This is a genomic window from Ramlibacter sp., from assembly GCF_013697775.1.
In the GTDB taxonomy this organism is placed as follows: Bacteria; Pseudomonadota; Gammaproteobacteria; order Burkholderiales; family Burkholderiaceae_C; genus Ramlibacter.
Genome location: NZ_JACCWG010000002.1, coordinates 25554 through 28206, shown reverse-complemented (window position 1 = coordinate 28206; position 2653 = coordinate 25554). Strand labels below are relative to the sequence as shown.

General features: G+C 72.2%; 2 protein-coding genes. Both read left to right on the top strand.

The window, feature by feature from the left end:
• On the top strand, positions 1-893 hold an 893-nt coding region (locus H0U68_RS00075; protein WP_296351898.1), incomplete at its 5' end, for a TIGR03862 family flavoprotein.
• 21 nt (positions 894-914) lie between these two features.
• Complete coding sequence (locus H0U68_RS00070; protein ID WP_296351896.1) at positions 915-2642, top strand: FAD-dependent protein; 1728 nt, start codon at positions 915-917, stop codon at positions 2640-2642.
• Positions 2643-2653 lie beyond the last annotated feature (11 nt).

The window sequence follows — 2653 nt, the reverse complement described above, 5'->3', positions numbered from 1 at the left end:
GCGTGCGCGTGCACGTGCGCCACCGCTGGACCGGCTGGGACGCCGATGGCGCGCTGCGGTTCGACACGCCAACCGGCGAAGCCATGCACGCCGCGGACGCGACGGTGCTGGCCCTGGGCGGCGCGAGCTGGCCGCGGCTGGGTTCGGACGGCGCGTGGGCGCCGGGGCTGCGCGAACGTGGCGTGGACGTGGCGCCCCTGGCGCCGGCCAACTGCGGCTTCGACGTCGCGCCCACCGCGCCCGGACGCACCGGCTGGAGCGAGCACCTGCGCACCCGCTTCGCCGGCCAGCCGGTCAAGCCCGTCGCCGGCCGCTTCACCGCCGACGACGGCAGCGTGGAGGAACAGCAGGGCGAGTTCGTGATCACCGACACCGGCATCGAAGGCAGCCTGGTCTACGCCTTCAGCGCGCGCCTGCGCGAGCGGATTGACGTGGCGGGCGAGGCCACCTGGCACCTCGACCTGCTGCCGCAGCACACGCCCGCCCAGGTGCTCGCCGCGACTTCGCATCCGCGCGGCTCGCGCAGCCTGTCGCAGCACCTGAAGAGCCGGCTCGGGCTGCAGGGCGTGAAGACCGCCCTGCTCTACGAACTGCTCGCGCCCGAGGAACTGAACGACCCGGCGCGGCTGGCCAGCGCGCTGAAGTCGCTGCCGCTGCGCTTGGCGCGCCCGCGGCCGGTGGAGGAAGCCATCAGCACCGCCGGCGGCGTGCGCTTCGCAGCGCTGGATGCGCGCGGCATGCTGCGCGCCGTGCCGGGCGTGTTCTGCGCGGGCGAAATGCTGGACTGGGAGGCGCCCACCGGGGGCTACCTGCTGACCGCCTGCCTGGCCACCGGCCGCACGGCGGCGCAGGGCGCGCTGGACTGGCTGGGCCGGGGCGCTGTGGCCAAATAGCGGGTTGGACAAAAAATCCCGATGCTGCGACTGACCGAACTCCGACTTCCGCTGGACCACCCCGAGGACGCGCTGCGCGCCGCCGTCGTGCAGCGCCTGCGCATCGCCGACGCCGACCTGCTGGGCTTCAGCATCGCGCGGCGCGGCCACGACGCGCGCAAGAAGAGCGCCATCCTGCTGATTTATTCGGTGGACTGCGAGGTGCGCGACGAGAACGCGGTGCTGGCGGCGCACGCCGGCGAGCCGCACGTGCGGGCTGCGCCGGACACGCGCTACCGCAACGTCGCCACCGCGCCGGCGGATTTCTTCGCCGGGGAGCGTCCGCGCCCCATCGTGGTGGGCTTCGGGCCTTGCGGCATCTTCGCGGCGCTGGTGCTGGCGCAGATGGGGCTGCGGCCCATCGTTCTGGAGCGCGGCCGCGAGGTGCGCCAGCGCACCCAGGACACCTGGGGGCTGTGGCGCCGCGGCGTGCTCGACGCGCAGTCGAACGTGCAGTTCGGCGAGGGCGGCGCCGGCACCTTCAGCGACGGCAAGCTGTGGAGCCAGATCAGCGACCCGCGCCACCTGATGCGCAAGGTGCTCACGGAATTCGTCAAGGCCGGCGCGCCCGAGGAAATCCTGTACGTGAGCAAGCCGCACATCGGCACCTTCCGGCTGGTGAGCATGGTGGTGAAGATGCGCGCGGAAATCGAGCGGCTGGGCGGCGAGATCCGCTTCGGCCAGCAGCTGGCCGACGTGCTGCTCGAACCCGAGGGCGATGCATTGCGCATGCGCGGCGTGACGCTGGCTTCGGGCGAGGAGATTCGCGCCGACCACGTGGTGCTGGCACTCGGCCACAGCGCGCGCGACACCTTCGCCATGCTGCACGCGCGCGGCGTCTACATGGAGGCCAAGCCGTTCTCGGTGGGTTTTCGCATCGAGCATCCGCAGGGCGTGATCGACCGCGCGCGCTTCGGCCCCAACGCGGGCAACCCGATCCTGGGCGCGGCCGACTACAAGATCGTGCACCACGCAAGCAACGGCCGCAGCGTCTACAGCTTTTGCATGTGCCCGGGCGGCACGGTGGTGGCGGCCACCTCGGAGGAGCACCGCGTCGTCACCAACGGCATGAGCCAGTACTCGCGCAACGAGCGCAACGCCAACGCCGGCATCGTGGTGGGCGTCAGCCCGCAGGACTACCGGCAGGACGGCGCCGCGGACGGGCCGGTGAATCCGCTGGACGGCATGGCGTTCCAGCGCTTGTGGGAGTCGCGCGCCTACGAACTGGGCGAAGGCGGCTACCGCGCGCCGGGGCAGCTGGTGGGCGACTTCATTCGCCGCCAGCGCAGCACGCAACTGGGCGGCGTGCTTCCCTCTTACCAACCGGGCGTGCAGTTGACCGACCTGGCCCAGCCGGGCCGCGAGAGCCTGCCGGTGTACGTGCTCGACGCCATTCGCGAGGCGCTGCCCGCCTTCGAGCGGCAGATCCCCGGCTTTTCCATGCCCGACGCGGTGCTGACCGGCGTGGAGACGCGCACCTCGTCGCCGCTGCGCATCACGCGCGGACGCACCCACCAAAGCCTGAACGTGCGCGGCCTGTACCCGGCGGGCGAAGGCGCGGGCTATGCCGGCGGCATCATGTCCGCCGGCGTCGACGGGATCGAGGTGGCGGAGTCGGTGGGCCGGGCGATGCTGGACGCGTCGAGCGCGCTGGCGGACTCCAGCTTGCCGTCGCTCAACTTGACGATGCGGTCGGCCAGCGAAAAATAGGCGTCGTCGTG

Coding starts and splice junctions, on each gene's coding strand:
- H0U68_RS00070 (WP_296351896.1), top strand. CDS start 915: ATGCTGCGACTGACCGAACTCCGACTTCCGCTGGACCACCCCGAGGAC.